The organism is Pseudomonadota bacterium, assembly GCA_034660915.1.
Lineage (GTDB): Bacteria > Desulfobacterota > Anaeroferrophillalia > Anaeroferrophillales > Anaeroferrophillaceae > DQWO01.
The window spans coordinates 1-4,686 of the sequence record JAYEKE010000205.1; the positions used below are offsets into that span (position 1 = coordinate 1).

The following is a 4,686-nucleotide window of genomic DNA, read 5'->3' on the forward strand; positions in this document are numbered from 1 at the left end:
TTGTTTCATAGTCCGTAAACATCTGGGACAGCCCCCGGTGAAGCTGGGGACAGTCCCGAGTTTACTACTTGTTGAGTAACGATGCAATGTGCTGAATAGTTACAATCATTCATACACCTGTCTATATGGGAACGAAATGGTTGGTCTCCCAATAATCTTCCTTAAGCATTTCCAGTTCCTGTTCCAGTGATTGGAGGTGTTCCTGTTCCCATTCTGCCAGTTCAAGGTAGAAAATCTTCGCCTTTTCAGTAGCTGCCAGCTCAGTACAATGTCGATAAAACCTGACGGAATCCATTTCAAGCTTCATGGCAATGGTCACAGTACGCTGATTTCAAAGTGACAGTCCTTAATCCTTTCACGCATTTTCTGGCTGAAAATCGGGTTGTCATCTTGTTTTGCCGCTTCTTTTACCAGTTTAGTCGAAAAATCATAGGATCCGGTATCAAAAATTGATTGATATTGCCGGCGCAGGTAGTTGAAATGGATCATTTCTTCTTCAGCCATTTGCCGGAAAACTTTTTTCCCTGTTCATCAGTGGTATTCTGGGCCGCATTTTTATAAAATTGATTGCCAATCAACTCAGCTTCCATGGTATTTTTTAAGGTCTGCAGAATTTCCTCGTTTTTCGTTGTCAAGTTTTTCCCTTTCTTGATATTTTTTAAGATTATCAGTATGGTAGTGGCAACCGAACACCAAAAGTGCTGAAAATCAGTTCCGCTCAAGCAAAATAATAGTAACGCAAAAAGTATCCCTGAGGACAGTGAATTTGGCCATGCTGGATTCTGCATTATAATATGAGCTTTTTTTTTAACCTAAGTCAAGGGGAAACTCCAAAGTCTGCCTGTTTCCAGCTTGGGGGCGGTATATGAGAATCGTTATAGCCGGATCAGGAGAGGTGGGCTTCCACATAGCTGAGCAGCTGGTTGGTGGCAATCAGGATGTGATTTTGATTGAGAAGGATCGTGAACGAGCCAAATTTGTTGCCGAACACCTTGATTGCCTGGTTGTTCATGGTGAGGCCAGCAGCCCACAAGTCCTTGAAGATGCCGGGGTGGGAAGTGCTGATGCTTTTATAGCGGTAACGGATCTTGATGAAGTCAACATGATTTCCTGCCTGGTGGTGGACAGTGAGTTTGAGGTCCCAGTGAAGATTGCCCGGGTGCGGAATGTGGCCTATGGAAAATCGGCCGTGTTCAAGTATGGCCTGCGGGGAATTGATTATATTGTTAATCCGGAAATCGAGGCGGTACGGGCCATTGTGAATACCGTGGAGCATGGCGCGACCAGTGATATTCTGGTATTTGAAGATACCGATATTCAACTGCGGGGCATATACGTTGATGAGCACTCATTTTTCAAGGGCAAAACTTTGAAAGATATACGTCGTGAGTTGCAATATAATTTTATCATTGCCGGGATTTCACGCCTGGGTGAGCTCATAATTCCCTCCGGGGACACTGTCATTTATGTGGAAGACCATCTCTACCTGGTTTCAAGTCGGGATAATCTGGAAAAAGTATTGTCCCGCACCGGGCTACAGAAAAAGATATTGCAGCATATTGTGGTGGTCGGCGGCGGCAAAATTGGTCAGAATGTGACTGAACAGTTAATCCGAGCGGGACGCAAGGTTAAGCTTGTTGACAAGAATTATGATTGCTGTAAGCTACTGGCGGCCCAGTTTCCGGAGGCCCTGATTATCAATGAAGATATTTCAGAGGAGAAAATTTTTGAGGAGGAACAGTTGCATACTGCTGATCTGCTGATTGCGACGACTAATGATGAAGCCCTGAATATGCTGACGGCAATCTATGCCAAACGTTTAGGCGTCAAGCGGGTGATTCCGCTGGTGAATAAAACCAATTATGTTACTATTGCCGCCAATCTGGGGATTGATGCAACCGTCAGTCCCAAGGCAAGTTCAGTCAGTGCTATTCTGAAATTTATTCACCGAGGTAATATCAAAAGTGTTCACACTGTTTTTGATGGCCGGGCGGAAACCATCGAGTTTGCCATTCCTGAATCAAGTGAGGTGGTTGGCAAAGCGGTTAAGGAGCTGCCATTGCCATCCGGGGCTTTGGTGGTTGCTGTCAACCGTCAGGATAATAATTATGTCCCGAATGGTGATTTTATCATTAAGGGTGGAGATGATGTGATTACCTTTGCCAGGATAGAACAAATCGAACGTCTTGAAGAAATTTTCAGTCACTGATTATGCATTTTCGAACTGTTGCTAAAATTATTGCCATTCTGCTGGCGATAACTTCTCTGTTCATGCTTTCATCAGTGCTTGTGGCTTTATGGTATGATGAATATAAGACCATTCGCAGTTTCCTTTATCCGGTATTGGCTGTTCTTATGGGCGCCGGAGGTATTTTATGGCGGATGAAAGGTAAAACCAGGGAATCTTTGTCCATTCGTGATGGTTTTCTGTTCGTGGTTTTCGGCTGGCTGCTGGCGTCCATGGTCGGGGCCCTGCCGTTTTATTTTTCCGGAACCATTCCTCATTATGCTGATGCCTATTTTGAGACCATGTCCGGCTTTACGACTACCGGAGCTTCCATCTTAACGGAGATTGAATCACTTCCCAAAGCAATTCTTTACTGGCGGTCCCTGACTCACTGGCTGGGAGGAATGGGGATCGTGGTTTTGACCGTTGCCATTCTCCCGCTGCTTGGAGTTGGTGGACTGCAGCTGGTTAAAGCAGAGGCTCCGGGTCCTACCATGGATAAAATAACTCCCCGGATTACCGAGACGGCTAAATATTTATGGTATATTTATCTGGGGATAACTATTGCCGAAGCTGTTTTACTGATGTTTGGAGGGATGAATCTTTTTGACGCTCTGACTCATACTTTCGGGACGGTTGCAACCGGGGGGTTTTCTACCAGGAATACCAGTGTCGGCCATTATGATTCGGCTTATATTGATCTGGTTATCACTTTTTTCATGCTGGTTGCCGGGATGAATTTTACCCTCCATTTCAAGTTACTGACTGGTAATTTCCGCAAGATTTTTTCTGATACTGAGTTGAAAGCTTACTTGTTTATTTTTGCCGGGGCCGTGATGATTATGACGGTGGTACTTTATCACCGGGTTTTCAGCGACCTTTTTGACAGCTTTCGCTATGCGGCTTTCCAGGCTGCTTCCATTTTAACCACGACAGGTTATGCCACCGCTGATTATGAGCAATGGCCTTATGTAGCCCAGATGGTTCTTTTTACCCTGATGTTTGTTGGCGGATGTTCCGGATCAACCGGTGGAGGGGGCAAGGTTGTCCGGATTGTAACCCTGCTGAAGCAGGGAATTAACGAGATGAAATACTTGGTGCATCCCAAAGGTGTGTTTACCCTGAGGATCAGTGGAAATCCGGTACGTAAGAATATTGTTTATGCTATTTCAGGTTTTTTCTTCCTCTATATCTTTACTGTTTTGCTGGTTACTTTTATTGTTTCAACTGCCGGTATTGATATTGTCAGTTCGTTGACGACAGCACTGGCAACGGTAGGCAACATTGGTCCCGGTTTTGGTCGTATCGGCCCAACTGGTAATTATGCTTTTTATCCCGATTATGTGAAATGGATATTAAGTCTGGCCATGATGGTCGGTCGTCTGGAGATTTATACCGTACTGATACTTTTGACGCCAACTTTCTGGAAGCACTGAAGCCATCAGGATTGGTAGAGAAGTTTCCAGCCTGCAGCGCGCCCCTGGTGATAGCTGCGGATGGTATCCTTTAAGGTTTTGATCGCCAGGTCGGCACAATGACTTTTCTCTTCTGTCAGTCCACCCAATGTTTTTCGGAGAATGTCCGGGCTGATTTGCATGGCCTGCCGCACTTCCATGCCGGTGATCATTTCCGTTAAGGCACTGCTGCAGGATACCGCTCCGATACAGACGTCACTGATAAATGTTGCCCGGCTAATGATTTCATCCCCTTTATTGTCAGTAACCTGTATCCACATCCATATGGAATCGCCACAGGGTCCCTGGCCGCCCGCATGCCCGTCGCTTCTTTTCAGCTTTCCCAGGTTACGGGGTTGTAGCCAGTGGTCAATGACCTGGGTCGGGTATAATTGTTCCAGGTTTGCGGCTGCCTGCTCTAAAGTAACCGGTTTATCCTCGTTTTTTTTCATGGTTGTTATCCGATAAATTTAGTAACTTACAGGTTATTTCCTTGTTTTTTTAACAAGAAAATGTTCTGATAAGGCTACTTACTTGTGGGCAACGCCCGCGTTAGCTGGAATTTTTCTCATCGTTATGTTTAATAGTGTATATCATTTCCAGTTGCCGGAAACAAGCAGGTTGTCGCAGCCTCTTTATTTATGATAAAAAAGGTTTGACAAGTGCCTGGTTTTTCATTATACGACTACTTTCGTCGCCGGCTGCGGGGTTGTAGCTTTTAACCGGTGTGGGCCGTTAGCTCAATTGGCAGAGCAACTGACTCTTAATCAGTAGGTTGAAGGTTCGATTCCTTCACGGCTCACCATTCATCAGGGTTAAGTTGCAGGGGTAAGGCTGGTGGAATTTATGATCGGGCCGCAGAAGTCATCCTGTGGCTTTTTTTGTTTTCGCGAGAGTGGCGGAATTGGCAGACGCACTAGACTTAGGATCTAGCGGTTTTACCGTGGGGGTTCAAGTCCCCCCTCTCGCACCATTAAATCTTCCGTGTTTGTTCAAATAAGTGAT

6 protein-coding genes and 2 tRNA genes are annotated in these 4,686 nt (G+C 45.5%); 4 read left to right on the forward strand and 4 right to left on the reverse strand.

What is annotated here, in order from left to right; translation table 11 throughout:
• Window positions 1-121: 121 nt before the first annotated feature.
• From U9P07_11480 to U9P07_11490, 3 genes are read right to left on the reverse strand one after another with little or no spacing between them, the layout of a single operon-like run.
• Window positions 122-295: a hypothetical protein gene (locus U9P07_11480; GenBank protein ID MEA2110030.1), complete on the reverse strand. Its 174-nt coding sequence runs from the start codon at window positions 293-295 to the stop codon at window positions 122-124.
• Window positions 296-315: 20 nt separating this feature from the next.
• Window positions 316-504 carry a hypothetical protein gene (locus tag U9P07_11485; protein MEA2110031.1) on the reverse strand — a complete coding sequence of 63 codons (189 nt, stop codon included), beginning with the start codon at window positions 502-504 and terminating at the stop codon, window positions 316-318.
• Window positions 486-635 carry a hypothetical protein gene (locus U9P07_11490; GenBank protein ID MEA2110032.1) on the reverse strand — a complete coding sequence of 50 codons (150 nt, stop codon included), beginning with the start codon at window positions 633-635 and terminating at the stop codon, window positions 486-488. The genes U9P07_11485 and U9P07_11490 overlap by 19 nt, the downstream gene beginning before the upstream one ends.
• Window positions 636-865: 230 nt before the next feature.
• Between U9P07_11490 and trkA the strand changes: the two genes are divergently transcribed.
• Complete coding sequence (gene trkA, locus U9P07_11495) at window positions 866-2,209, forward strand: Trk system potassium transporter TrkA (protein ID MEA2110033.1); 1,344 nt, start codon at window positions 866-868, stop codon at window positions 2,207-2,209.
• 2 nt (window positions 2,210-2,211) lie between these two features.
• Entirely contained in the window at window positions 2,212-3,663 is a 1,452-nt protein-coding gene (locus tag U9P07_11500) for a TrkH family potassium uptake protein (GenBank protein ID MEA2110034.1), read from the forward strand.
• A gap of 5 nt (window positions 3,664-3,668) precedes the next feature.
• Here U9P07_11500 and U9P07_11505 read toward each other — a convergent pair whose 3' ends face one another.
• A complete protein-coding gene (locus tag U9P07_11505) occupies window positions 3,669-4,133 on the reverse strand; it encodes an iron-sulfur cluster assembly scaffold protein (GenBank protein MEA2110035.1) in 465 nt (154 codons plus the stop codon).
• Between the two features lie 277 nt (window positions 4,134-4,410).
• Here U9P07_11505 and U9P07_11510 point away from each other — a divergent pair.
• Window positions 4,411-4,486, forward strand: a tRNA-Lys gene (locus U9P07_11510).
• An 84-nt stretch (window positions 4,487-4,570) separates the two neighbouring features.
• Window positions 4,571-4,654 (forward strand) — tRNA-Leu (locus U9P07_11515).
• The last annotated feature ends 32 nt before the right edge of the window (window positions 4,655-4,686 follow it).